22 protein-coding genes are annotated in these 22,650 nt (G+C 69.9%); 19 read left to right on the plus strand and 3 right to left on the minus strand.

What is annotated here, in order from left to right:
- The first annotated feature begins 93 nt into the window (after window positions 1-93).
- Window positions 94-933 (plus strand): uroporphyrinogen-III C-methyltransferase, encoded by an 840-nt coding sequence (gene cobA, locus C516_RS0110540; protein WP_018718352.1) that lies wholly within the window; start codon window positions 94-96, stop codon window positions 931-933.
- 42 nt (window positions 934-975) lie between these two features.
- Here the strand turns inward: cobA and C516_RS0110545 are convergent, their stop codons facing one another.
- On the minus strand, window positions 976-1,659 hold the full coding sequence (locus tag C516_RS0110545) for a Bax inhibitor-1/YccA family protein (protein WP_018718353.1): 684 nt from the start codon (window positions 1,657-1,659) through the stop codon (window positions 976-978).
- Window positions 1,660-1,801: 142 nt separating this feature from the next.
- Here C516_RS0110545 and C516_RS0110550 point away from each other — a divergent pair, with 142 nt between their 5' ends.
- The 6 genes from C516_RS0110550 (at window position 1,802) to lysS (ending at window position 10,855) form a co-directional block, all read left to right on the plus strand.
- On the plus strand, window positions 1,802-2,752 hold the full coding sequence (locus C516_RS0110550; RefSeq protein ID WP_018718354.1) for a 5'-nucleotidase: 951 nt from the start codon (window positions 1,802-1,804) through the stop codon (window positions 2,750-2,752).
- Window positions 2,753-2,802: 50 nt separating this feature from the next.
- Window positions 2,803-3,411, plus strand: coding sequence for a bifunctional phosphoserine phosphatase/homoserine phosphotransferase ThrH (gene thrH / locus C516_RS0110555; RefSeq protein ID WP_018718355.1), 609 nt, complete (start codon window positions 2,803-2,805; stop codon window positions 3,409-3,411).
- 18 nt (window positions 3,412-3,429) lie between these two features.
- Window positions 3,430-4,002: a metallophosphoesterase family protein gene (locus C516_RS0110560; protein WP_018718356.1), complete on the plus strand. Its 573-nt coding sequence runs from the start codon at window positions 3,430-3,432 to the stop codon at window positions 4,000-4,002.
- Window positions 3,999-7,916, plus strand: coding sequence for an ATP-dependent RNA helicase HrpA (hrpA, locus tag C516_RS0110565; RefSeq protein WP_018718357.1), 3,918 nt, complete (start codon window positions 3,999-4,001; stop codon window positions 7,914-7,916). Before C516_RS0110560 ends, hrpA begins: the two co-directional genes overlap by 4 nt.
- Before the next feature lie 92 nt (window positions 7,917-8,008).
- Window positions 8,009-9,107, plus strand: a protein-coding gene (prfB, locus tag C516_RS0110570) for a peptide chain release factor 2 (RefSeq protein ID WP_156831205.1) whose coding sequence is annotated in 2 segments (ribosomal slippage) — window positions 8,009-8,083 and window positions 8,085-9,107 — 1,098 coding nt in all. Because the reading frame shifts where the segments join, the coding sequence is not laid out codon by codon here.
- Window positions 9,108-9,343: 236 nt separating this feature from the next.
- Window positions 9,344-10,855 (plus strand): lysine--tRNA ligase, encoded by a 1,512-nt coding sequence (gene lysS / locus C516_RS0110575; protein ID WP_018718359.1) that lies wholly within the window; start codon window positions 9,344-9,346, stop codon window positions 10,853-10,855.
- A 10-nt stretch (window positions 10,856-10,865) separates the two neighbouring features.
- Here the strand turns inward: lysS and ygfZ are convergent, their stop codons facing one another.
- Window positions 10,866-11,897, minus strand: coding sequence for a CAF17-like 4Fe-4S cluster assembly/insertion protein YgfZ (gene ygfZ, locus C516_RS0110580; RefSeq protein ID WP_018718360.1), 1,032 nt, complete (start codon window positions 11,895-11,897; stop codon window positions 10,866-10,868).
- Window positions 11,898-12,002: 105 nt separating this feature from the next.
- On the opposite strand from ygfZ, the gene C516_RS0110585 reads away from it, so the two are divergent.
- From C516_RS0110585 to C516_RS0110615, 7 genes are all read left to right on the plus strand, one after another.
- Window positions 12,003-12,194: a DUF1674 domain-containing protein gene (locus tag C516_RS0110585; RefSeq protein ID WP_018718361.1), complete on the plus strand. Its 192-nt coding sequence runs from the start codon at window positions 12,003-12,005 to the stop codon at window positions 12,192-12,194.
- Window positions 12,195-12,547: 353 nt separating this feature from the next.
- Window positions 12,548-12,931, plus strand: a complete 384-nt coding sequence (sdhC, locus tag C516_RS0110590) for a succinate dehydrogenase, cytochrome b556 subunit (RefSeq protein ID WP_018718362.1) — start codon at window positions 12,548-12,550, stop codon at window positions 12,929-12,931.
- Between the two features lie 23 nt (window positions 12,932-12,954).
- Window positions 12,955-13,335 carry a succinate dehydrogenase, hydrophobic membrane anchor protein gene (gene sdhD, locus C516_RS0110595; RefSeq protein ID WP_018718363.1) on the plus strand — a complete coding sequence of 127 codons (381 nt, stop codon included), beginning with the start codon at window positions 12,955-12,957 and terminating at the stop codon, window positions 13,333-13,335.
- 3 nt (window positions 13,336-13,338) lie between these two features.
- Window positions 13,339-15,132, plus strand: a complete 1,794-nt coding sequence (sdhA, locus tag C516_RS0110600; protein ID WP_018718364.1) for a succinate dehydrogenase flavoprotein subunit — start codon at window positions 13,339-13,341, stop codon at window positions 15,130-15,132.
- Between the two features lie 58 nt (window positions 15,133-15,190).
- Window positions 15,191-15,967, plus strand: coding sequence for a succinate dehydrogenase iron-sulfur subunit (locus tag C516_RS0110605; protein ID WP_018718365.1), 777 nt, complete (start codon window positions 15,191-15,193; stop codon window positions 15,965-15,967).
- A 10-nt stretch (window positions 15,968-15,977) separates the two neighbouring features.
- Window positions 15,978-16,217 (plus strand): FAD assembly factor SdhE, encoded by a 240-nt coding sequence (locus tag C516_RS0110610; protein WP_026321106.1) that lies wholly within the window; start codon window positions 15,978-15,980, stop codon window positions 16,215-16,217.
- Entirely contained in the window at window positions 16,171-16,635 is a 465-nt protein-coding gene (locus C516_RS0110615; RefSeq protein ID WP_018718367.1) for a hypothetical protein, read from the plus strand. The genes C516_RS0110610 and C516_RS0110615 overlap by 47 nt, the downstream gene beginning before the upstream one ends.
- Here the strand turns inward: C516_RS0110615 and nadB are convergent.
- Window positions 16,616-18,214, minus strand: coding sequence for an L-aspartate oxidase (gene nadB / locus C516_RS0110620; RefSeq protein WP_018718368.1), 1,599 nt, complete (start codon window positions 18,212-18,214; stop codon window positions 16,616-16,618). The genes C516_RS0110615 and nadB overlap by 20 nt on opposite strands.
- A 223-nt stretch (window positions 18,215-18,437) precedes the next feature.
- Here nadB and rpoE point away from each other — a divergent pair, with 223 nt between their 5' ends.
- Genes rpoE through C516_RS0110645 form a run of 5 tightly spaced genes read left to right on the plus strand, consistent with a single transcriptional unit; the run spans window position 18,438 to window position 22,561 of the window.
- Window positions 18,438-19,037, plus strand: a complete 600-nt coding sequence (rpoE, locus tag C516_RS0110625) for an RNA polymerase sigma factor RpoE (RefSeq protein ID WP_018718369.1) — start codon at window positions 18,438-18,440, stop codon at window positions 19,035-19,037.
- The gene (locus C516_RS20525) at window positions 19,030-19,668 is read left to right on the plus strand and encodes a sigma-E factor negative regulatory protein (protein WP_018718370.1); all 639 of its coding nucleotides are present in this window, start codon (window positions 19,030-19,032) and stop codon (window positions 19,666-19,668) included. The genes rpoE and C516_RS20525 overlap by 8 nt, the downstream gene beginning before the upstream one ends.
- Complete coding sequence (locus C516_RS0110635) at window positions 19,652-20,671, plus strand: MucB/RseB C-terminal domain-containing protein (RefSeq protein ID WP_084594172.1); 1,020 nt, start codon at window positions 19,652-19,654, stop codon at window positions 20,669-20,671. The genes C516_RS20525 and C516_RS0110635 overlap by 17 nt, the downstream gene beginning before the upstream one ends.
- Window positions 20,668-21,144 carry a SoxR reducing system RseC family protein gene (locus C516_RS20530; RefSeq protein ID WP_018718372.1) on the plus strand — a complete coding sequence of 159 codons (477 nt, stop codon included), beginning with the start codon at window positions 20,668-20,670 and terminating at the stop codon, window positions 21,142-21,144. The genes C516_RS0110635 and C516_RS20530 overlap by 4 nt, the downstream gene beginning before the upstream one ends.
- 4 nt (window positions 21,145-21,148) lie before the next feature.
- Window positions 21,149-22,561 (plus strand): DegQ family serine endoprotease, encoded by a 1,413-nt coding sequence (locus tag C516_RS0110645; protein WP_018718373.1) that lies wholly within the window; start codon window positions 21,149-21,151, stop codon window positions 22,559-22,561.
- Window positions 22,562-22,650 lie beyond the last annotated feature (89 nt).

The following is a 22,650-nucleotide window of genomic DNA, read 5'->3' on the forward strand; positions in this document are numbered from 1 at the left end:
AATAGAATGATCTAATTTTAATCGACTATATTCTTTTTTCAAATATGCGTCAGGCGCTAGGGTAGGGGCATCCGAAACAGACGGGGGCCGCCTGTGACCGATCAAGACCCGACCCTGACCTTTGCCCCCGCCGGGTACGGTGGCCGTACCGGCGCCGTCAGCCTGGTGGGCGCCGGCCCCGGCGATCCGGATCTGCTGACCCTGCGCGGTTACCGCCGCCTGCGCGCGGCGGACGTGGTGCTCCATGACCGCCTCGTCGCCGCCGAGATCGTCGCACTGGCGCCGGCCTCGGCCCAGCGGATCTACGTGGGCAAGCAGCGGGATCGTCATCCGGTGCCCCAGTCGCGCATCAACGCGCTGCTGATCGACTACGCGCGGCGAGGTCTGCGCGTGGTGCGCCTGAAGGGCGGCGATCCGTTCATCTTCGGCCGCGGCGGCGAGGAGCTGGAGGAGCTCATGGCCGCCGGCGTGCCGTTCGAGGTCGTTCCCGGGGTCACCGCGGCGAGCGGCTGTGCCGCTTACGCAGGTATCCCTCTCACCCACCGGGACCACGCCCAGTCCTGTGTGTTCGTCACCGGGCACCGTAAGGCCAACGGCGAGCTGGCGCTGGATTTCGACCAGCTCGCACGTCCGCAGCAGACGGTCGTGTTCTACATGGGGCTGGCCGGGATTGACCGCCTGGTGGCCGGTCTGCTCGCGCACGGTGCACCGTCGGAGCGGCCGGCGGCGGTGGTCCAGCAGGGTACGACGGCAGCGCAGCGCGTGGTCGCTGGGCGGCTGGACGCGCTGCCGGGGCTGGTCCGCGATGCGGGCCTGCGGGCGCCGACGCTCATCGTGGTGGGGGAGGTGGTCCGGCTGCGTGAACGACTGGCCTGGTTCGATCCGGCGACGGCGGAGAATGCGGTCGCCGGCTGGTCGACGGCGCAGGGGTAGGAGGTCGCCGGGCCCCGCGGCGGGGGCCCGGCCGTACGGCGCTCAGTCCTCGCCGGCGAAGAAGCCGAGGAGCTGGAGCAGGCTGGTGAACAGGTTGAACAGCGCCACGTACAGCGTGACCGTCGCCATGATGTAGTTGGTCTCGCCGCCGTGGATCATCTCGCTGGTCTGATAGAGGATCAGCCCGCACATCAGCAGCATGAACGCCGCGCTCACCGCCAGCGACAGCGCCGGCAGAGAGAAGAACATCGCACCCAGGCTGGCGAAGAACGCCACCAGGATCCCCGCGAACAGGAATCCGCGCAGGAAGCTGAAGTCCTTCTGCGTGCTCAGCGCATAGCCGGAGAGGCCGAGGAAGATTGCCCCCGTGCCGCCCAGGGCGGTGAGCACCAGCTCCGTGCCGTTGCTGAACGTGTGCACGTAGAGGTTGAGGATCGGTCCCAGGGTGTAGCCCATGAAGCCGGTCAGCGCGAAGACGGCTGCCAGGCCCCACACGCTGTTGCGCAGCGCGTTGGTCAGGAAGAGCAGGCCGAAGTAGCCCACCAGGACCACGATGAAGTTCAGCGGCGGCGCGTTGGTGGCCATTGCCATTCCGGCGGTCACCGCGCTGAACAGCAGTGTCATCGACAGCAGCAGATAGGTGTTGCGGATGACCGCGTTGGTGGCCAGCGCCGACGCGTCCGTTCCGGCGCGGTTCATCGGCGTGACACGAGAGTTCTCGGACATGGGTGGATAGCCTCCTGGTTGTCGTGTCCGTTCGGTCGCAGTATGCCATTCCCCGGCGGGAAGCCATATAGGCATTCCCGCTCCTGATAGACTGCATGATGACGCCGGGGTTCCCCGGTACACGGTTGACCAGGAGGGCGGTATGCCGGTGACGCTGGAAGCGGAGTTGGTGGTGGCGATCTCCTCGCGCACGCTGTTCGATCTCGAGGACAGCCACGCGGTGTTCGAGCGTGAGGGCGTGGAGCCCTATTCGGCCTATCAGATCGAGCGCGAGGGCGAGATCCTGGACCCGGGGGTGGCCTTTCCGCTGGTGCGCAAGCTCCTGCGCCTGAACGAGGGCCGCGAGCGGCCGCTGGTGGAGGTGATCCTGCTCTCGCGCAACAGCGCGGACACCGGTCTGCGCATCTTCAACTCCATCGAGCACCACGGCCTGGGGATCACCCGCGCGGCATTCACCAACGGCTCCCCGCCGTGGCGCTACGTCGAGCCCTTCGGTGCGGACCTGTTCCTCTCCGCGGACGCCGGCGACGTCGCCGAGGCCCTGCGTGCCGGCTGTGCGGCCGCCGCGCTGGGGCCCGGCGCGGTGGCGCGGGCGCCGGTGGACGACGAGATCCGCATCGCCTTCGACGGCGACGCCGTGCTGTTCTCCGACGAGGCCGAGCGGGTGTTCCGGGAGCAGGGCCTGGACGCGTTCCAGGCCGCGGAGCGCAGCGCCGCCCGCGACCCGCTCTCCGGCGGACCGTTCAAGGGCTTCCTGCAGGCGCTGCAGCGCATCCAGGCCGCTTTCCCGTTCGCCGCCTCGCCGATCCGCACGGCGCTGGTCACGGCCCGCGGCGCGCCGGCCCACGAGCGGGTGATCCGGACCCTGCGGGCCTGGGAGATCCGCATCGACGAGGCGCTGTTCCTCGGTGGGATGGACAAGACGCCGTTCCTGAAGGCCTTCGGGGCGGATATCTTCTTCGATGACCAGCACGGCCACGTCGAACGGGCCTCGGGGGCGGTGGCTACCGGGCACGTGCCCCACGGTGTGGCCAATGAGCCGGAGGCCGGCGATGGTGCGGCGCGCCTTGAAGGCGGGGGGCAAAACCCTTAAGTTTGCCGCCTTTGCGCCACGGGGCGCGGGATGCGCCGGAGGAAAACACCGTGAAGATCGTCTGCCTCGACCTGGAGGGCGTGCTGGTCCCGGAGATCTGGATCGACTTCGCCGAGCTCACCGGCATCGACGAGCTGCGAGCGACCACCCGGGACGTGCCGGATTACGATGAGCTGATGCGTTTCCGCCTGGACGTGCTGGCGCGCAACGGCCTCGGACTGCCCGACATCGAGCGGGTGATCGCGGACATGGCCCCGCTGGAGGGCGCACGCGCCTTTCTCGACGAACTGCGTGAGCGCTACCAGGTCGTGATCCTTTCGGACACCTTCTACGAGTTCGCGCGCCCGCTGATGCGCCAGCTCGGCTGGCCGACGCTGTTCTGCCACGAGCTCGGCGTGGCCGGGGACGGCCGCATCACCGATTACCGGCTGCGCCTGGCGGATCACAAACGCCGCTCAGTGGAGGCCTTCCGCGGGCTGAACTTCCGTACCGTGGCCGCCGGTGATTCGTACAATGACACCTCCATGCTCGGTGCCGCCCACGCCGGTATCCTGTTCCGGCCGCCGCAGAACGTGATCGACGAGTTCCCGCAGTTCCCGGTGGCCACGGATTACGACGGGCTCGCCGGGAACATCCACCAGGCCCTGGCGACGGACTGAGTCCGCGACCGAGGCGACATGCGTGTAGCCCTGCTGTCCGACACCCACGGATTCGTGGATCCGCGGATCGCCGAGCGGGTGACGGAGTGCGACATCGCCGTGCACGCCGGCGACATCGGCGGCGCGGACGTGCTCCTCTCGCTCCAGCCCCGCGAGGAGCTGGTCGCGATCCGCGGCAACAACGACACGCCGGAGCGCTGGTCCGAGGGGGAGCGCCACGTCCTCGACACGCTCCCGGCCGAGACCGCCCTGGACCTGCCCGGTGGCCGGCTGGTCGTCCTCCACGGTGACGACAGCGGCACCCTGGCCCAGCGCGGGCGGCGCTACCGCCGCCGGTTCCATGACGCGGCGGCGGTGGTGTTCGGCCATAGTCACCGCCTGTCCACGGACCTCGACGAGCACCCCTGGCTGCTCAATCCCGGAGCGGCGGGGCGCACGCGCACCAACGGCGGTCCGTCCATGCTGGTGCTGACCTGCGGCGACGACGGGCCGTGGCGGGTGGAGCCGCTGCGTTTCGATCCCGGGCGCTACCCGTCCCTGCGCCGCCGGGAGCGGCCTGCCCGGGAGACCGGGGACGACGAGTCCGAATGAGCGGGCGACGTCGCCGGAGCGCCGCGCCGCCCGCCACCGGTGCACTCGCCGAGCGGGTGGGGGCGCTGCGCACGCGGATCGTTGAGGCGGCGCCGGTGCCGTGGCGGGCCGCGCTCACGCGGCGTCTCGGCGGCATCGAGCGGCGTCTGAGCCGCGGCCGGCACCCGGAACGCGGGCTCAAGGCACTGGAGGCGGACGTGGAGCGCCTCGTGCGCCGGCACAACGCCCGTGCCGCCGGTACGCTGCGTCCGGATTTCGACCTCGATCTCCCGGTCATCGAGCGCCGGGACGATATCGCCGAGGCCATCGGGCAGCACCAGGTGGTGGTGGTCTGCGGCGAGACCGGCTCCGGCAAGAGCACCCAGCTGCCCAAGATCTGCCTTGACCTCGGCCGCGGTGTGACCGGCATGATCGCGCACACCCAGCCGCGGCGCATCGCCGCGCGCAGCCTGGCCGCCCGGGTCGCCGAGGAATGCGGCACCGAGGTCGGGGCCGGGGTCGGCTACAAGATCCGTTTCAGTGACCATGTCGCCGACGGCACCCGGGTGAAGCTCGCCACCGACGGCATGCTCCTCGCCGAGACCCAGGGCGACCCGGACCTCGCCGACTACGACACGATCATCATCGACGAGGCCCACGAGCGCAGCCTCAACATCGACTTCCTGCTCGGCTACCTGAAAAACCTCCTGCCCCGGCGGCCGGACCTGAAGGTCATCATCACCTCGGCCACGATCGACCCGGAGCGTTTCTCCCGGCACTTCGGTGATGCGCCGATCATCAACGTCTCCGGGCGGACCTACCCGGTGGAGGTGCGCTATCGCCCCCTCGCCAGCGAGGACGAGGACGAGCGCGACCGCAGTCTCCAGCAGGGCATCCTCGATGCCGTCGACGAGCTCGCCCGCGACGGACCAGGGGACGTGCTGGTATTCCTGCCGAGCGAACGCGACATTCGCGAGACCGCGGAGGCACTGCGCAAGCACCATCCCACCGGTACCGAGATCCTGCCGCTGTTCGGCCGGCTCTCCGCGGCAGAGCAGCAGCGCGTGTTCGCCCCCCACGGCGGGCGGCGGGTGGTGCTCGCGACCAACGTCGCCGAGACCTCGCTGACCGTGCCCGGCATCCGCTACGTCGTCGACAGCGGCCTGGTGCGCCTGAGCCGCTACAGCTACCGCACCAAGGTCCAGCGCCTGCCCATTGAACCGATCTCCCAGGCAAGCGCGGACCAGCGCGCCGGGCGCTGCGGGCGTGTCGCCGCCGGCGTGTGCATCCGCCTCTACGGCCAGGATGACTACCAGTCCCGGCCCGAGTTCACCGACCCGGAGATCCTGCGGACCAACCTTGCCTCGGTGATCCTGCAGATGAAGTACCTCCGGCTCGGCGACATCGACGCCTTCCCCTTCGTCGAGCCGCCGGACCCGCGCTACGTCCGCGACGGACTGCGGCTGCTCCGCGAACTCGGTGCGCTGGACGACGCCGAGGCGCTCACCGAGCTGGGCCGGCGTATCGCGCGGCTGCCCATCGACCCGCGGATCGCCCGCATCCTGCTCGCCGGCGAGGACCACGGCTGCCTGCGCGAGGTGCTGATCCTCGCCGCCGCGCTATCCGTGCAGGACCCGCGCGAGCGCCCCGTGGAGGCCCGGGAGGCCGCGGACGAGGCGCACCGGCGCTGGCAGGACAAGCGCTCGGACTTCCTCGCGATGGTGCGGCTGTGGGACGACTTTCACGAGCAGGCGCGCCACCTCTCCCAGCGCAAGCTGCGCGCCTGGTGCCGCGAGCACTTCCTCTCGTACCTGCGCATGCGCGAGTGGCGGGACGTCCACCGCCAGCTGCGGGACCTGCTCAAGGGCGGCGGCGGGCGCGAGAACGAGCAGCCGGCGGACTACCAGCCCCTGCACGAGGCCCTGCTCACCGGGCTGGTGTCCAATGTGGCCCTGCGCGGGGAGGACGGCGGCTATACCGGCCCGCGCGGCCTGTCGTTGGCGATCTTCCCGGGCTCCGGGCTCGCACGGCGGCGGCCCAAATGGATCGTCGCCGCCGAGCTGGTGGAGACGGCGCGGGTGTTCGCGCGCACCGTCGCGGAGGTGCGTCCGGAGTGGGTCGAGTCCGTCGCCGCGCACCTCGTCAGCCGCCAGTACTACGAGCCCTTCTGGCAGGAGCGCCGCCGGCGGGTGGCGGGCTACGAGGATGTCACCCTCTACGGCCTGCCGCTTGCCAGCCGCCGCAAGATCAACTTCGCCCGCGTGGACCCCGCCGCCGCGCGGGGGGTGTTCATCGACGAGGCCCTGGTCCGCGGCCGCCTCGACAGCCATGCCCCGTGCCTGGCCCACAACCGCGAGGTGATCGAGGCTGTGGAGGCGCTGGAGGCGAAGTCCCGCCGCCGCGACGTGCTCGTCGACGAATCGGTGCTCCGCGCCTTCTACGATGAGCGCCTGCCGGCGGAGGTGGTGGACGGCCCGAGCTTCGAGCGCTGGGTGCGCCGGGACGGCAATGACGAGCGCCTGCGCATGAGCCGCGAGCAGCTCATGGAGCGCGAGGCCGGGGAGGTCACCGGCGCGGATTACCCGGACCACCTCGATGTCAACGGTGTGCAGCTGCCGCTCGCCTACCAGTTCGAGCCGGGCCACGACGACGACGGCGTCACCGTGATCGTGCCCGTGGCCGCGCTCAACCAGCTCGACGCCGACCGCCTGGAGTGGCTGGTCCCCGGCCTGGTGGAGGAGAAGGCCGCCACCCTGATCCGGGCCCTGCCCAAGGCGCTGCGCAAGAACTTCGTGCCGGCGCCGGACTTCGCCCGCGCGGTGCTGGACCGCGTCCCGGCGGGGGAGGGCGCGCTCACGGAGGTCCTGTGCCGCGAGCTCGAGCGCATGACCGGGGTCGCCATACCGCTGGACGCCTGGGACACCGCCGAGCTGCCGCGGCACCTGTTCATGAACGTGCGCGTGGTCGACGCGGATGGCCGGGTCCTCGACGAGGGCCGCGACCTTGCCGCCCTCAAGGCGCGCCTGGCCGGCGAGGCGAGCGCGTCCTTCGCCGGGCCGCAGACGGCCGACCGGGAGCGCGAGGGCCTGCGCCGGTGGGAGGTGGGCGACCTGCAGGACCATGTCACCCTGGAGCAGAACGGCGTCACCCTGCGTGGCTATCCGGCGCTGGTGGACGAGGGCGAGACCGTCGCCCTGCGCCTGCTCGATGCCCCGGAGGCGGCGGAGCATGCCCACCGCGCCGGCGTGCGCCGACTGCTCATGCTGAGCCTGCCGGACCAGACCCGGCACCTGCGCCGCGCGCTACCCGGCATCGACCGCCTGTGCCTGCTCTATCACCGTATCGGCACCTGCGATGCGCTCAGGGCCGACATTCTCCAGGCGGTCTTCGACCGGGTGTTTCTGGGCGACTCGGTGCCGCGCACCCGGGCGGATTTCGAGGCCCGGCTGCGCGGGCACCGCAGTGAGCTGGTCCCCGCCGCGGAGGCGCTGACCGCCACCGTGGGCACGGTGCTGGAACGCCACCACGCGATCCGCAAGCGCACCGGGGGGTCGGTATCGCTGGCCATGGTCAACGCCCTGTCGGACATCCGTGAGCAGCTCGACGGGCTCGTCTATCCCGGCTTCGTCAGCGCCACGCCGGCGGATCGCCTGGAGGAGCTGCCCCGCTACCTCGCCGGCATCGAGCGCCGCCTGGACCGACTGGAGCGCGAGCCGGGCCGTGACGCCGAGCCCCATCGCGCCGTGCGGCGCTGGTGGGAGCGTTACCTGGAACGCCGCGCCCAGCACGAGCGCAAGGGCGTAAACGATCCGGCACTGGCGCATTTCCGCTGGCTCGTGGAGGAGTACCGCATCTCGCAGTTCGCCCAGGACCTGGGCACCCGCGAGCGGGTCTCCGAGCGCCGCCTCGCCGAGGCCTGGGACGAGGTCCGCTGAGTGGCCTGACGGGCGCGCGCACGCTGATGTAGAATCAGCCGTTTTGCACCGGCGCCCCGACGGGCGCGGACGGAAAGGGGATCGCCTCAGCGATGGCCGAGATCAACACCATCAACCATACCCTCGAGGACCTCCAGGGACGCGCCGAGTCCCTTAGGGGGTATCTTTGACTACGATAACCGCAGGGAACGTCTCGAAGAGGTAACCCGGGAGCTCGAGAACCCGGACGTGTGGAACGACCCCGAGCGTGCGCAGAACCTGAACAAGGAGCGCGCCCGCCTCGTCGATATCGTCACCACGCTGGACCGGCTGCTCTCGGGCCTCACCGATGCCGGCGAGCTCGTGGAGATGGCCCGCGAGGAGGGCGACGAGGACACCCTGGCCTCGGTGGAGGCGGACCTCGAGCGCTACCGCGCGGACGTCGAGTCGCTGGAGTTCCAGCGGATGTTCTCCGGCGAGATGGACGACCGCAACGCCTTCCTGGACATCCAGGCCGGCTCCGGCGGCACCGAGGCCCAGGACTGGGCCAACATGCTGCTGCGCATGTATCTGCGCTGGTTCGAGCGCCGCGGCTTCAGCGCCGAGATCATCGAGCTCTCCGAGGGCGACGTCGCCGGGATCAAGAGCGCCACCGTAAAGGTCGAGGGGGATCACGCCTTCGGCTGGCTGCGTACCGAGACCGGTGTGCACCGGCTGGTGCGCAAGTCGCCGTTCGACTCCGGCAACCGGCGTCACACCTCGTTCGCGGCGGTGTTCGTCTCCCCGGAGATCGACGAGGACGTCGCCATCGACGTCGATCCCTCGGACCTGCGCGTCGATGTCTACCGCGCCAGCGGTGCCGGCGGCCAGCACGTCAACCGCACGGAGTCGGCGGTGCGTATCACCCACCTCCCCACGGGGATCGTGGTTCAGTGTCAGAACAGCCGCTCCCAGCACGCCAACCGCGCCACGGCGATGAACCAGCTCCGCGCCCGGCTCTACGAGCTGGAGATGCAGAAGCAGCGCGAGAAGGCGGAGCAGGTCGAGGACAGCAAGTCGGACATCGGCTGGGGCAGCCAGATCCGCAACTACGTGCTCGACCAGTCGCGGATCAAGGACCTGCGTACCGCCGTGGAGGTGGGTAACACCCAGGCCGTGCTGGACGGCGATCTCGACCAGTTCATCGAGGCGAGTCTCAAGGCCGGGCTCTGAGGGGCGCGCCGTGATCGCCGGTACGGGGGCGGGGCACTGCCCGGGCCGGAACGACCGGGTGGGGGTGGCAGGCCGGTCACGGACACGCTGTGAACACGTCCCTGTACGCCCGACGATGGCCGTCCCTGACCGCCGTCGATCCGGGACCGGCCCACCGCGCCCGCGGTCGGCGGCAACCGGCGCGTTTCAACGAAATCGCACTTTTAACAACGGATTAATCGGACTTTCCAGACGCCATGTCCACACCTGAACAGACCGACGAGAACAAGCTCATCGCCGAGCGCCGGCGCAAGCTCGCCGACTGGCGGGAGACGGGCCACGCCTTCCCCAACGACTTCCGGCCGGACGCGGAGGCGGGTCGGCTGCAGGCGGACTACGCCGACGCCGAGCGCTGGGATGCGGACGCCCTGGCGGCGGCGAACGTGCGGGTGCGCGTCGCCGGGCGGCTGATGGCCAAGCGGGTGATGGGCAAGGCGAGCTTCACCCACGTCCAGGACATGAGCGGGCGCATCCAGCTGTTCCTGCGCCGGGACGACCTCCCGGAGGGCGGGTACGCGGCGTTCAAGGGCTGGGATCTGGGCGACATCGTCGGTGCCGAGGGCGTGCTCATGCGCACCAAGACCGGCGAGCTCTCGGTGCGCTGCGACGATGTCCGGCTGCTCACGAAGTCCCTGCGCCCGCTGCCGGAGAAGTACCACGGCCTCACCGACACCGAGGCTCGCTACCGCCAGCGCTACGTCGACCTGATCATGAACGAGGGCTCGCGCGAGACCTTCAAGCTGCGCAGCCGGATCGTCCAGTACATCCGCGAGGCGTTCAACGCGCGAGGGTTCCTCGAGGTCGAGACCCCGATGATGCAGCCGATCCCGGGCGGGGCGACGGCGCGGCCTTTCGTCACCCATCACAATGCCCTCGACCGGGACCTCTACCTGCGCATCGCCCCGGAGCTTTACCTCAAGCGCCTGGTGGTCGGCGGCCTCGAGCGGGTCTACGAGATCAACCGCAACTTCCGTAACGAGGGGGTGTCCACGCGGCACAACCCCGAGTTCACGATGCTCGAGTTCTACCAGGCCTACGCCGACCACAACGACCTCATGGACCTCACCGAGGTCCTGCTGCGCGGCCTCGCACAGGACGTGCTCGGCGATGAGCGGGTGACCTACCAGGGCGAGACCTTCGACTTCGGTGCACGCTTCCCGCGGCTGTCGGTGCGCCAGGCGCTGCTCGACTACAACGACGACCTGGATGCGGCCACCGTGGACGACCGCCAGACCCTGGGTGCCTACGCCGGGCGGCACGGGCTGGAGGTCGAGGCCGGTTGGGGGCTCGGCAAGCTCCAGATCGAGCTCTTCGAGGCGACGGTGGAGGAGCGGCTGCACGGGCCGCTGTTCATCGTGGACTATCCCAAGGAGGTCTCGCCGCTGGCCCGCCCGAAGGACGATGACCCGTTCGTCACCGAGCGCTTCGAGCTGTTCGTCGGCGGCCGCGAGATCGCCAACGGGTTCTCCGAGCTCAACGACGCCGAGGATCAGGCCGAGCGTTTCCGCGCCCAGGCCGCGGCCAAGGAGGCCGGTGACGACGAGGCCATGTTCTACGATGCAGACTTCATCCGCGCGCTGGAGTACGGCCTGCCGCCGACCGCGGGCGAGGGCATCGGTATCGACCGCCTGGTCATGCTGCTCACCGACTCCCCTTCGATCCGCGACGTCCTGCTCTTCCCGGCGATGCGCCCGCAGGCCGTGGAGTAACGGCCCGGGTTCAGCCGGCGTCTGCCGGCGGCGTGCCCGGGGCGGCGTACGGGAGTTCGAGCAGCGCCACCGGCCCGCCCCCGATGTGCGGCGTGGCGTTGGCGGCGGCGTCGATGCGCAGCACGGCTAGGCCCTCGAACACCGCCTCGCCGGATGCTGAGGCGGAGACGATCTCGCCCAGGGTGCCGCCGTCGGCGTCGGTCACGGTGGCGCCCGGCTCCGGGGGCCGCCCGGCGCCGCCGAGGCGGTAGAGCCGGCGTTTGAGCTGGCCGAGGTAGTGCATCCGCGCCACCACCTCCTGGCCCGGGTAACAGCCCTTGTCGTAGGCGAGCCCGCGCAGCGGCTCCAGGTTGAGCATCTGGGGGACGAAGCGCTCGGCGGTGGCGTCGACGATCTCCGGCAGACCGGCACGGATGTCGAGCAGCCGCCAGATGGACGGACCCACCGCCGGGAGCGCCCGCGTGATCGCGTCCCAGACCGCACCCGCCTCGTCGGCGGGCACGAGCAGTAGCCAGCGCGGCTCCGGGTCGGGCAGGCGCACGGCGGTGAGGTCGCCGGCCCGTGTGACCGCGTCCACGGCACCGGGCGGTGTCCCCGCGAGCTCGGACAGCGGCGCGGACGCGGGGGCGCCCGCGAGCCCGATGACCGCCGTCTCCGCGCCGATGTCCTCCAGGGTGACCCGGGCGCGGAGGACGAACATCCGCAGGCGCTTGAGCACCGCGGGCACCCGTTCCGCGGCGGTGAGCAGGATGAACCCCTCGTCCGTGCGGATGACGCGGAACAGCGCCAGCACCCGGCCCTTGGCGGTGCACCAGCCGGCGAGCCGGGATTGGCCGGGGTCCATGTCCTCGATCGCGTTGGTGAGCTGTGCCTGCAGGAAGGCGGGGGCGTCCTCGCCGGTCACGCGAATCACACCGGTGCCGGGCAGTGGCGCGGCGACGCCGCCCTCGGCGACGTGGCGAGCCTCGTCCGACACCGGTGCCAGGTGTCCGTCCCCGCCGGTGCCGAGTTCCTGTAAAATTGCGGTCCATGAGTCGGTCATAGGGTGAACCTTCCGGGCGTATCGCGATCCCGTCTTTGGAGGTGAATCCGGATTGAGAGGCATTCTCCCACGTCCGGGGCCGAGGGCAAAAAGCAGGAGGCAGCCATGAGCGAGAACGAACGCGAGCCCGAGCAGGCGAGCGCCGAGCAGCCGGTGGAGGGCGACGACCGCGGCACGGCGGAGCGCCGGCGCGAGCGTCCCGGCGAGGCCTGGCCCGAGGAGATCGGCGGTCCCCGCGGGCCGGAGCCCACCCGCTACGGCGACTGGGAGAGCAACGGGCGCTGTAGCGACTTCTAGTCACCTGCCCGGCGCGCCGGCGGAGCCGCCGGGACGGGAGGTCCGTGGGGGCCGGGGCCCGCACATCCGCGGAATCCCTTCGGGGCGAGACGGGTGCCGTGCGGCGCGCGCGGCATGAGCCCGACGGCTGAATCGCGAGCGACGTGGCCCGGGCGACGGGCATGCGCGTTGCGCCGCAACGGTGCATGGGGGCATGCTTTCGGCCGGTTATTATTTTCCTTTTTTATCAAAAGGATGCAGGTTGTTTTTGAGGCGTGTTGCAGCGCAAGACACTTGCAAGCGCAGGCGCGGAAGTATAGTTTTAGCGCCGGCATCGAGTGAACTACCCAAAAGAATGAAGCGGAGCGAGTTTCATGCAGTCCGATAATCGGCCGCTTTCTCCCCACCTCCAGATCTACCGGCTGCCGTTCACGGCGCTGACGTCGATCAGTCACCGCATCTCGGGCGTGCTGCTCTGCGTCGGTGCGCTGGTTCTCGTTTACTGGCTGACCGCGCTGGCCGGTGGTCCGCGCAGCTACGCCACCGCCAATGCCGTGCTCGGCAACGGCTTCGTGCAGCTGCTCATGTTCGTGTGGACCTTCGTGCTCTTCTATCACCTGTGCAACGGCATCCGGCACCTGTTCTGGGATGCGGGCTACGGGTTCGAGCTCGAGACCGCGCGCAAGAGCGGCATGGCGGCAATCGTGGCGGCCGGCGTGCTTACGCTGGTGGCGTGGATCATCGCGCTGAGCGTGTGAACGCGAGCGGCGAGGGGGTAGACATGCAGTTTCGTACACCGATCAAGCAGGCGCGCGGGCTCGGCTCGGCGCATCACGGCGCCACCCACTGGTGGTTCCAGCGGCTCACGGCCATCGCGCTCGTTCCGCTCATGCTCTGGTTCATCGTGGGGGTCGCGACGGTCAGCAGCGGAGGCTATCTCGCCGCGGTCGCGTGGCTGAGCGCGCCGTTCAACGCCGCGCTCATGGCGCTGGTGGTCGGGCTCGTGTTCTGGCACGGGGCCATGGGGATCCAGGTGGTCCTCGAGGATTACGTGGGCTGTGAGGCGCTGCGCCAGGCGCTGATCGTGCTCGTGAAATTCGTCGCGGTGGTGCTCGGCGCGGTCGGCATCATTTCGGTACTGCGCGTCGCGGTGGGAGGCTGATTCATGGCGGGCGATTACGAGATTATCGACCATACCTACGACGTCGTCGTGGTGGGCGCCGGCGGCGCCGGCCTGCGCGCGACCTTCGGTATGGCCGAGAAGGGACTCAACACGGCCTGCGTGACCAAGGTCTTCCCGACCCGCAGCCACACCGTGGCCGCCCAGGGCGGCGTGAGCGCCGCACTCGGCAACATGGGCGAGGACGACTGGCGCTGGCACGCCTACGACACCATCAAGGGCTCCGACTGGCTCGGTGACCAGGACGCCATCGAGTACATGTGCCGCGAGGCCATCCCGTCCATCGTCGAGCTCGAGCACTACGGCGTGCCGTTCTCCCGCACCGAGGAGGGCCGCATCTACCAACGCCCCTTCGGCGGCATGACCACGCACTTCGGCGAGGGCCGTGCCCAGCGCACCTGTGCCGCGGCGGACCGTACCGGTCACGCCATCCTGCACACCCTCTACCAGCAGTCGCTCAAGCATCAGGCGGAGTTCTACATCGAGTTCTTTGCCATCGACCTGATCATGGACGAGGACGGTGCCTGCCGCGGCGTCATCGCCCTGGAGCTCGCCACCGGCAAGATCCACCGCTTCCGCGCCCACGTGGTGGTGCTCGCCACCGGCGGTTACGGGCGGACGTACTTTTCCTGCACCTCCGCGCACACCTGCACCGGCGACGGCGCCGGCATGGTCCTGCGCGCCGGTCTGCCGGTCCAGGACATGGAGTTCATCCAGTTCCATCCCACCGGTATCTACGGCGCGGGTTGCCTGATCACCGAGGGCGTGCGCGGCGAGGGCGGCTACCTCACGAACTCCGACGGCGAGCGCTTCATGGAGCGCTACGCCCCCAATGCCAAGGACCTCGCTTCCCGCGACGTGGTCAGCCGCTCCATGACGGTGGAGATCCGCGAGGGCCGCGGCGTGGGCCCGGAGCAGGACCACATCCACCTGCATCTGGAGCACCTCGGCCCGGAGGTCATCAACGAGCGCCTGCCCGGCATCGCCGAGACCGCGCGCATCTTCGCGGGCGTCGACGTGACCAAGGAGCCGATCCCGGTGCTGCCCACCGTCCACTACAACATGGGCGGCATCCCGACGAACTACCGCGGCGAGGTCGTCGCCCCCCGCGACGGCGATCCGGACGCGGTCGTGCCGGGGCTCATGGCCATCGGTGAGGCGGGCTGCGTGTCCGTGCACGGTGCCAATCGCCTGGGCTCGAACTCGCTGCTCGACCTGGTGGTCTTCGGCCGCTCGGCGGCGATCCGTGCCGCGGAGCTGGTCGACGAGGCCGGCGCGAACCACCGTCCGCTGCCCGCCGACAGCGCCGAGCCGGCGCTGGCGCGGCTCGACCGACTGCGCAACGCCAACGGCTCGGAGCCGACGGCGCGCATCCGCGACCGCATGCAGCGGACGATGCAGAACTACGCCGCCGTGTTCCGTACCGGTGAGACGCTGGAGGAGGGCTGCAAGCGGATCGAGGAGATCTACGCGTCGTTCGAGAACGTCAGCGTCTCCGACCGCTCGCTCATCTGGAACACCGATCTGGTGGAGACGATGGAGCTGGAGAACCTCCTCGCCAACGCGGTCACCTCCGTGCAGTCCGCGCGCAACCGCACCGAGAGCCGCGGGGCGCACGCCCGCGAGGACCACTCGGAGCGGGACGACGAGAACTGGATGAAGCACACCGTCACCTGGATGGACCGCAGCGGCAACGTGACCATCGACTACCGTCCGGTGCACATGAATACGCTGACCGACGAGATGGAGGTCATTCCGCCGAAGAAGCGGGTCTACTGAACGGCCCGCCCCCTCGCGGTTTCCAACCCGGTCAAGCGTCAGCGAAGAGGTTCACGAGATGGCGAAGTTCAGCCTGCCGGCCAATTCCCGCGTCACCGACGGCGTCACCCATCGCGCCGAGGGCGGGGGCAACATCAAGCGTTTCAAGGTCTACCGCTGGGATCCGGACAGCGGCGAGAATCCGCGGCTCGACACCTACGAGGTGGACATGGGCAGCTGCGGGCCGATGGTTCTCGACGCGCTCATCAAGATCAAGAACGAGATCGATCCCACGCTCACGTTCCGGCGCTCCTGCCGCGAGGGCATCTGCGGCTCCTGCGCGATGAACATCGACGGGCAGAACACGCTGGCCTGCACCAAGGGCATCGACGAGATCAAGGGCGACGTGCGGATCTACCCGCTGCCGTCGATGGCAGTGGTCAAGGACCTGATCCCCGATCTCACCCATTTCTATGCCCAGTACGCCTCCATCCAGCCTTGGATGAAGACGCAGAGCCCGGCGCCGCCGGATCACGAGCGGCTGCAGTCCAAGGAGGACCGTGCCGAGCTGGACGGCCTCTACGAGTGCATCCTCTGCGCCTGCTGTTCCACCTCCTGCCCGAGCTACTGGTGGAACCCGGACCGCTACCTCGGGCCGGCGGTCCTCCTGCAGGCGTACCGCTGGATCGCCGACAGCCGTGACGAGGCCACCGGCGAGCGGCTCGACGAGCTGGAGGACCCCTTCAAGCTCTACCGCTGCCACACGATCATGAACTGTACCTCGGTGTGCCCCAAGGGCCTGAACCCGGCCAAGGCCATCGCCGAGATCAAGAAGCTCATGGTCGAGCGCCGCTGAGGCCGGGCCGGTGTCAGAGGTCTCGCGACTGCGCTGGCGCTGCCGGCGCGGTACCAAGGAACTGGACTTTTTGCTGGAACGGTTCGTCAGCCGTCGCTACGACGCGCTCGACGAGGACGGGCGCCGGGCCTTCGAGCAGTTGCTCGATCAGGAGGACGATGCGCTGGCGGACTGGCTGCTGACCGGCGCGAGCGAGCCCACGGATGGGTCCCTCCGCGATATCGTCCGCCGCGTCCGCGACGGCGTTTGAGACGGCGCTGACCCGCTCCCTGTGGGTCAGCGCCGTACTCACCGGTACCTACGGTGCCGGTCTCGTTCCCCTGTTTCTCCTGACGGACTGGTCCTGGACGGCGCGCGCAGTCTGGTTCGCCGTGCTCGGTGCGGGTCTTGCGCGAGGACTCTATCACCACGGGGTACCCGGTCGGGGGCGCGTGCCGCTGGCGTTGCGTCTGCCCGGCGAGGACCGGCTGGACCTGGTCGCCGCCGGCGGTATCCGGCGGGTGCGGCTGGTGGCGTCACACCGGGCCGGCCCGCTGCTCGTGGTGCACTGGGCCGCAGGGGTGCGGCGCGGCTGCTGCGTGCTTGGCCGCGACGGAGTCGCCGACTGGCGCGGCCTCTGCCGGGCGCTGCGCGCCGCGGAGGCGGCGGTCAGCGGTAGCCGGGCGTAAGTACGGTGGGCGCCGGATCCGCGGAGGGTTCCGGGTGGTCCCGGGTGAAGTGCAGCCCCCGGCTCTCGCGCCGGGCGGTGGCGCTGCGCACGATCAGCTCGGCGACCACCGCCAGGTTGCGCAGCTCGATGAGATCCGGCGTGACCCGGAAATTGCGGTAGTACTCCGCGATCTCCCGGGCGAGGAGGTCGACGCGGTGGCGGGCCCGTTCCAGACGCTTGTCCGTGCGCACGATGCCGACGTAGTCCCACATGAACCGCCGGATCTCGTCCCAGTTGTGGCTGACCACGACCTGCTCGTCGGAGTCGGTCACCAGGCTCTCGTCCCACGGCGGCACCGCCGGCGCCCGGCCGCTCCGCGCGGCGCAGTCCGCCGGGATGACCTCGGCGGCGCTCATGCCGTAGACCAGGCATTCCAGCAGCGAGTTGCTGGCCAGGCGGTTGGCCCCGTGCAGCCCGGTGTAGCTGCACTCGCCGATGGCGTGGAGACCGGGCAGGTCGGTACGCCCGTGGCGGTCGACCACGACCCCGCCGCAGGTGTAATGGGCGGCAGGAACCACCGGGATCGGCTCGCGGGTCATGTCGATGCCGAACTCCAGGCAGCGGGCGTGGATGGTGGGGAAGTGCCCGCGGATGAACGCCGCGTCCCGGTGGCTGATGTCCAGGTAGACGCAGTCCACGCCCAGGCGTTTCATCTCGTGGTCGATGGCCCGGGCAACCACGTCCCGCGGCGCGAGCTCGGCGCGCTCGTCAAAGTGCGGCATGAATCGCTCGCCGTCGGGCAGGCGCAGGACAGCGCCCTCACCGCGCACGGCCTCGCTGATCAGGAACGACTTCGCCCGGGGATGATAGAGGCAGGTGGGATGGAACTGATTGAATTCCATGTTCGCGACCCGGCAGCCGGCGCGCCACGCCATGGCGATACCGTCGCCGGTTGCCCCATCCGGGTTGCTGGTATAGAGATAGACCTTGCTCGCGCCGCCGGTGGCGAGCACCACTGTATGCGCCGGCAGAGTACGCACGCGCCCGCTCCGCCGGTCGAGCACATAGGCCCCGTGGCAGCGCGGCTCGCCGCCGGTGTGGCGCTCGGTGATCAGCTCCACCGCCATGGTGTGCTCGAGGACGGTGACGTTCTCCCGGGCGCGGACGGCGCCCTCCAGGGTCGTCTCCACCGCGCGCCCCGTGGCGTCCGCGGCGTGGACGATGCGGCGATGGCTGTGACCGCCCTCGCGGTGGAGGTGGAGATCGGCGGCTTCGCCTTCGGCGCGGGAAAAGGGGACCTCGGCATCGACGAGCCAGCGGATGGCCGCCGGTGCGTGCTCGGCGACGAAGCGTGCGGTGGCCTCCTCGGTGAGCCCGGCGCCGGCGGTGAGCGTATCGCGGACATGGTCGTCCACCGAGTCGGCGGCGTCGAGCACCGCCGAGATCCCGCCCTGGGCGTAGAGGCTGGAGCCCTCGGTCAGCGGTCCCTTGGCGATCATGGCGATACGCAGTGCCGCGGGCAGACGCAGGGCGAGGGTGAGGCCGGCGACGCCGGTGCCGACGATGAGGACGTCATAGGGCGCGGTGGTATCGGTCATCGAGTTGCACCTGTTCTCGGCTATCGGCTACGCTCACGACGCCATCCGGATCACGACCGTCCGAGGCGCCCGCGCGGGCCCGAAGAGCCTAGCACGGCAGGGGCGCCGGCTGCTGTGTGGCGGGGGCGTTCCACTACCGCGACGAAGCACACGAACTATCCATGACGCGTATTGTCTACCGCACTGAGCAATGGCCGGCGTCACGTCCCGAGGGTCGCCGTTAATGGCAGACTCGGAATCGGACGCGGCGCTGGTCGAGCGGGTCAAGGCCGGCGACAAGCAGGCCTTCAACGTGCTGGTGCTCAAGTACCAGCACAAGCTGATCAAGCTGATCTCGCGGTATGTGCATGACCAGTCCGAGGCAATGGATGTGGCGCAGGAGGCCTTCATCAAGGCCTATCGTGCGTTGCCGCGCTTTCGTGGCGACAGCAGCTTCTATACCTGGCTTTACCGCATCGGCATCAACACGGCCAAGAATCATCTCGTCGCCATGGGGCGCAGGCCGCCGGACAGCGACGTGGACGTGCAGGACGCCGAGCGGTTTGATGTGGATTCCTCGCTCAAGGATCAGGAGTCCCCGGAGGCGCTGGCCCGCAGGGACGAGATCCAGCAGACAGTGCTCGACGCGATCGAGGCGCTGCCTGAAGACCTGCGTACGGCGGTGACCCTGCGGGAGTTCGAGGGTCTGACTTACGAGGAGATCGCGCAGGCGATGGACTGCCCGATCGGGACCGTGCGCTCGCGGATCTTCCGCGCACGGGAGGCAATAGACCGGCGGCTCAAGCCGCTGCTGTCGGAGGCGACGGGTGACGGGTATGAGTGAACACGTGAACGAACAGCTCTCGGCGCTGGCCGATGACGAGCTGCCCGGCGAGGAGATGCCCCTACTGCTGCGGCGCCTCGGCCGGGATCCGGAGCTCGTGGATCGCCTGGGCCGTTACTACACCACGAGGGCCGCCGTGCACGGCGATCTCGGACTGGCGGCGGACGGGGCCTTCGCGGACCGGGTTGCCGCGGCGCTGGACGCCGAGCCCGCACTGGATCCGGCGGAGGCCGAGGCCCCGGTCCATCCCGAGCCCGCCGCGCACCGGCGCCGCGTGCTGCGCTTCGCCCGTCCGGTGGCGGGAGCGGCGATCGCCGCCTCCGTTGCCGTGCTCGCCGTCGGTCTCTGGCCGTCGGGTCCGGGGGAGCGCGGCAACGGCCCGGCGGCAACGGCGGTGACCGCCAGTGCGCCCTCCGCGGGCGGCGGCAACGGCCTCGCCGAAAGGGTCTCCGTGGACGAGGGTCCGGCGACCGCCGACTCCGTTGAGCGTGTCACCTGGCAGGGGCTCGATCCCACCGTACAGCGCCGGCTCAACGGTTATCTGGTCAATCATTCCGGTAATGCCGTCGGCGCCGGGGCCGGCGGTATGCTGAACTACGCACGCATCGCCGGGCATGCGCGTGCCGAATAGCGGGGCACGACGCTGGCTTGGTGCGGTGCTGGTGGTGGTCGCGGCGGTCACCGCACAGGCCGCCGCGGCGGATGCGCGCAGTGCCCACCAGTGGCTGCAGCGCATGGTCTCGGCGATGCAGGAGACCGATTACACCGGGGTGTTCGTCTACCGTCAGGGGGCATCCACGCCGGAGTCGATGCGCATCGTGCACCGTGGCGGTGAGGCCGCCGACGAGGTGGAGGAACGGCTCCACTCCCTCGACGGCGTCGCCCGGGAGATCATCCGCGACGGCAACCGCGTGACCTGCATCCTCCCCGACAGCCGCAGTGTGATGGTGGATCACCGCCAGGTGCGTAACCCGCTCACCAGCGTGCTGCCGGCGGATACCGACTCCATCGGCCGTTACTACCGTCTGGATACCGGCGGTGTGACCCGGGTCGCCGGGCGCGAGGCCCAGCGCATCCGCATCGAGGCCGCCGACGACTACCGTTACGGCTACCGTTTCTGGATCGACACCGGCACCGGCGTGATGTTGCGGGCGGACCTGGTCCACGGCGACGACACCCTGGAACAGGTGGTGTTCACCGAGATCCAGTTCCCCGACGATATCCCCGACAAGCTCCTCGAGCCCCACCTCAGCGGTCGGGATTTCACCTGGTACAAGGCCGATCCTGACGGCGAAGAGCACGACGGGCAGAAGAAGGTATTCGAGCCGGACTGGCACCTCGGCTTCATCCCGGGCGGCTTTGCCCTGCGGCTGAGCGAGCGCCGGCATATGCCCACGGGGATCGAGGGGCCGGTGGAGCACCGGATGTACTCCGACGGCCTCGCCGCCGTGTCCGTGTACGTCAGTCATCTCGACAGCAAGCTGCCGCGGTTCGAGGGGCTCTCGCGGATGGGGGCGTTCAGCGCCTTCGGCCGCGTGAGTGACGAGCGGCAGGTCGTGGTGGTCGGCGAGGTCCCGCCCAGGGCGGTCATGGAGATCGCCCGTTCGTTCGCGCCGGGTGCGCCGTCGAAGTGATCCGCGAGCCCGTGCGCGTCGTCGCGGTGGAGCCGGGGGCGATCCGCGTGCGCGGCGAGCCCGGCGCGGTCTGCCACGGCTGCGCGGCCCACGGCGGTTGTGGCGTGAGAAGCCTGGCAACCTATCTGGCCGGACGCACCCGCGCACTGCGTATCGCCACGCGACGCCCCACGGAAGTGGGCGAACGCCTGATGATCGGCGTCGAGGAGGGCGCACTGGTGGGCGCCTCCGTGGCGGCCTATCTGGTACCCTTGGTGCTCATGATTGCTGCGGCCATCGCCGGCCGGACCGCCGCCCTCGGACTGGAGCTGCCCGCGGACGCCGGTGCGCTGGCGGGTATGGCCAGTGCGCTGGGACTGTGGTGGTGGCTGGGGCCGCTGACCCGCATGCCGATACCCGGTATCCGGCTGCTCGGCGAGGCGCCGTCGCCCGATGCCGAAACCGCCCGCGGGGGCACCGTCGAGGGAGTCTGAGCCGATGAATCGAAGCCTCGCCCGCATCGCCGCCATGCTCCTCGTGCTGGCGGCGCTGCCGGTCCTCGCCGCGACCCGCGCGAATCTCCCGGATTTCACCGGGCTGGTGCGCGAGAACAGTCCCGCGGTGGTGAACATCAGCACCAAGCGCACGGTACAGGCCGGCCCGGACGCTGACTCCGGACTGCCGGAACTGCCCGAGGACCATCCTTTCCACGATTTCTTCGACCGTTTCCGCGACGGCGAGGAGCCCCCGACTTTCGAGACGGACTCGCTGGGTTCCGGCTTCATCATCGATGCCGACGGCTACATACTGACCAACCACCATGTGGTCAAGGACGCCACCGAGATCGTGGTGCGCCTGCCGGATCGTCGCGAGTTCGATGCGGAGGTGGTGGGCGCCGACCCGCGCAGCGACCTCGCGCTGATCGCCATCGATGCCTCGGGCCTGCCCACAGTGACCATCGGGCGTTCCTCGAAGCTCCAGGTCGGGGAGTGGGTGCTTGCCATTGGCTCGCCGTTCGGCTTCGATCACTCGGTGACCGCAGGGATCGTCAGCGCCCTGGGCAGAAACCTGCCCCAGGAGAACTACGTCCCCTTCATCCAGACGGACGTGGCCATCAACCCGGGCAACTCCGGGGGGCCGCTGTTCAACCTCGACGGTGAGGTGGTCGGGATCAACTCCCACATCTACAGCCGTACCGGCGGCTTCATGGGCGTGTCGTTCGCGATACCCATCGAGCTGGCCATGGATGTGGCCCGCCAGCTCCGCGAGGAGGGTCACGTGGCCCGCGGCTGGCTCGGGGTCATGATCCAGGATGTCACCCGCGACCTCGCGGAGTCCTTCGGCATGCGCCGTCCCCGCGGGGCGCTGGTCTCCCAGATCCTCGAGGATAGCCCGGCGGCGGACTCGCCGCTGCGCGTGGGAGACGTGATCGTGCGCTTCGACGGCCACGATGTACCGACCTCCGGTGCGCTTCCGGCCATCGTCGGCCGTACCCCGGTGGGGGAGCAGGTGCCGGTGGAGATCATCCGCGAGGGCGAGCGGCGGACGGTACAGGTGCGTGTCGGTGAGCTTCCGGAGGACCTCACCGCCCGTGGCCCGGTACCGGCGCCGGAGGGCAGGATCGACCGTCTGGGGCTGGTGGTCGCGCCCCTCGACGACGGCGCCCGCGAGGCCCTCGGTCTGGCCGGTGACGCCGACGGGGTGATGGTGGAGCGGGTCACGGCCGGACCGGCCCGAGAGGCAGGCGTGCGCCGCGGCGATGTCATTACCCGACTCGACCGCAAGGCGATCGATTCGCCGGCGGCGCTGCGCGACGCGGTGGCCGCGCTGGAGCCGGGGCGCAGCGTCGCCGTGCTCGTGCGCCGGGAGGATGGTCCGCGTTTCCTCGCCCTGCGGTTGCCCGGGCAGTGACGGGCATTTGAGCCCGCCGCCGGAAAGCCGTATCGTTCGCGTCTCGAAACCCGTGCCCCGAGGCGTTACCGCGGCGCACCGGCGGGGTG

Source organism: Arhodomonas aquaeolei DSM 8974 (assembly GCF_000374645.1).
In the GTDB taxonomy this organism is placed as follows: domain Bacteria; phylum Pseudomonadota; class Gammaproteobacteria; order Nitrococcales; family Nitrococcaceae; genus Arhodomonas; species Arhodomonas aquaeolei.

What these genes read in the sequence shown, in the direction of transcription:
- C516_RS0110645 (WP_018718373.1), top strand. Translation starts at nt 21,149, where the DNA reads ATGAATCGAAGCCTCGCCCGCATCGCCGCCATGCTCCTCGTGCTGGCG.
- hrpA (WP_018718357.1), top strand. Translation starts at nt 3,999, where the DNA reads ATGAGCGGGCGACGTCGCCGGAGCGCCGCGCCGCCCGCCACCGGTGCA.
- C516_RS0110615 (WP_018718367.1), top strand. Translation starts at nt 16,171, where the DNA reads ATGGGTCCCTCCGCGATATCGTCCGCCGCGTCCGCGACGGCGTTTGAG.
- C516_RS0110605 (WP_018718365.1), top strand. Translation starts at nt 15,191, where the DNA reads ATGGCGAAGTTCAGCCTGCCGGCCAATTCCCGCGTCACCGACGGCGTC.
- rpoE (WP_018718369.1), top strand. Translation starts at nt 18,438, where the DNA reads ATGGCAGACTCGGAATCGGACGCGGCGCTGGTCGAGCGGGTCAAGGCC.
- C516_RS0110545 (WP_018718353.1), bottom strand. Translation starts at nt 1,659, where the DNA reads ATGTCCGAGAACTCTCGTGTCACGCCGATGAACCGCGCCGGAACGGAC.
- C516_RS0110585 (WP_018718361.1), top strand. Translation starts at nt 12,003, where the DNA reads ATGAGCGAGAACGAACGCGAGCCCGAGCAGGCGAGCGCCGAGCAGCCG.
- sdhA (WP_018718364.1), top strand. Translation starts at nt 13,339, where the DNA reads ATGGCGGGCGATTACGAGATTATCGACCATACCTACGACGTCGTCGTG.
- lysS (WP_018718359.1), top strand. Translation starts at nt 9,344, where the DNA reads ATGTCCACACCTGAACAGACCGACGAGAACAAGCTCATCGCCGAGCGC.
- ygfZ (WP_018718360.1), bottom strand. Translation starts at nt 11,897, where the DNA reads ATGACCGACTCATGGACCGCAATTTTACAGGAACTCGGCACCGGCGGG.
- sdhD (WP_018718363.1), top strand. Translation starts at nt 12,955, where the DNA reads ATGCAGTTTCGTACACCGATCAAGCAGGCGCGCGGGCTCGGCTCGGCG.
- sdhC (WP_018718362.1), top strand. Translation starts at nt 12,548, where the DNA reads ATGCAGTCCGATAATCGGCCGCTTTCTCCCCACCTCCAGATCTACCGG.
- C516_RS0110560 (WP_018718356.1), top strand. Translation starts at nt 3,430, where the DNA reads ATGCGTGTAGCCCTGCTGTCCGACACCCACGGATTCGTGGATCCGCGG.
- C516_RS20525 (WP_018718370.1), top strand. Translation starts at nt 19,030, where the DNA reads ATGAGTGAACACGTGAACGAACAGCTCTCGGCGCTGGCCGATGACGAG.
- C516_RS0110550 (WP_018718354.1), top strand. Translation starts at nt 1,802, where the DNA reads ATGCCGGTGACGCTGGAAGCGGAGTTGGTGGTGGCGATCTCCTCGCGC.
- C516_RS0110635 (WP_084594172.1), top strand. Translation starts at nt 19,652, where the DNA reads ATGCGCGTGCCGAATAGCGGGGCACGACGCTGGCTTGGTGCGGTGCTG.
- nadB (WP_018718368.1), bottom strand. Translation starts at nt 18,214, where the DNA reads ATGACCGATACCACCGCGCCCTATGACGTCCTCATCGTCGGCACCGGC.